1 protein-coding gene is annotated in these 1,387 nt (G+C 61.2%); it reads right to left on the reverse strand.

The genetic code is table 11. The features are described from left to right. Positions 1-354 precede the first annotated feature (354 nt). A partial coding sequence (locus DN412_RS42810) for an IS110 family RNA-guided transposase (RefSeq protein ID WP_115216989.1) occupies positions 355-1,387 on the reverse strand: 1,033 nt, incomplete at its 5' end.

A 1,387-nucleotide genomic window follows, 5' to 3' on the forward strand; every position in this document is an offset into this window, starting at 1 on the left:
CCCTTCTATGAGGGCGAGGGTGTCAACCCCCCTTACAGTATTGGATTTCAGCATAGGAATGTCTGGCGCGATACTCTCTCCTTGCAAGCCATTACTTTTCGTTCGCGGACTGACGCGGCACGAAATCGAGGTCAGGGCCTCAATGCCCGGGCTATTGCCCTCCGGGCTACCTTCTATCCGTGCCGGGCGCGGGAGCCTGGCACCACATACCACATGCGCAAAGCGCTTGGACTACCCCTGTTACCTGCGCGCCCCATCTAGGATGACGGCTACCCGCGAGGGTAGCCCGGGTCTGTTACGGGCGCGCTGACCTTGCTATCGTTACCGGCGTTACTCTCCATGCTTAGATGGGCATCACCTTACTATTGGTTTGAGGTTTGCGCCGGTGGGAATTTCGCCGAGCTCAAGATAGCGCCACAGGGCAATTGCTAGTCGGCGCGCAAGTGCGACAATGCCGACGCGGCGCATGCGCTTGCTGCCTGGCGCGAAGCGCTCATTGAACCATCGCGTGAGCTGACTCGCTGGCTGGTAGCGTAGCCAGCTCCATGCCAGTTCAATCATCAGCCAGCGCACTCGTTTGTTGCCCGCCTTACTGATGCCTTGCTCGACCTCACTTTGGCCACTGCTGTAAGGCGTCGGTGCCAGTCCCAGGCAACCTGCGACTTCGCGCCGGTTGTGAAAGCGCCGCCAGCCAAACAGTTCCTTGACCAGGAGCCAGGAGCTGCCCACGCCGATCCCGCTAAGCCGCGCGAGCAAGGCGATGGCTGGCTGCGTGCCAGCCTTCACGTTCTCGCGCTGCTGGGCTTCGATTGTTTTGATCTGCGTGACTACCAACACCAGTCTTGCAACTTCACGCTCGATCTCGGCAGCCAAGGCAGCAGGCAGTTGCGAGCCATGAGCGTTCCACCATTGCTTCCAGGAGCGGTCACCAATGTGGGAGACCCGCAGGTTGTGCAATACCAGCAGCGATCGAACACGGTTGCTGTGGGCTGTGCGTTCCTGTCTGAGCCGACCGAGCTCGCGGTGCAAACGCCGGTCATCTTCCTGCTCTTCAGTTGGTACCCGTGCGACTGCCCACACCCGGCGCTCGCCCGCGTGGTAACGCATCAACATCGAGAGCAACTTGTCGCCGTCGAGCCGATCGGTCTTGGCGCGTCGCGCGCGGCGGTTGACTTCAATACTGGACGAGTCCACCACTAGGTTTTGGATACGCTGCTCCGTGAGCCAGCGGTGCAGCCAGAAGCCATCGCGGCCGGCCTCATAGCAACTGCGGATCGCCACCCCAGATGTCAGCCGGCAGCGTGCTTTGGCCTTGGCGATCACATTCAGGACTGCGTCCTTATCACCGGCAGCCACGGTATAGCGGCTGGTCGCGCGCACGCCGTCA

Origin of the sequence: Cupriavidus lacunae (assembly GCF_003353055.1) — a bacterium.
In the GTDB taxonomy this organism is placed as follows: Bacteria; Pseudomonadota; Gammaproteobacteria; order Burkholderiales; family Burkholderiaceae; genus Cupriavidus; species Cupriavidus lacunae.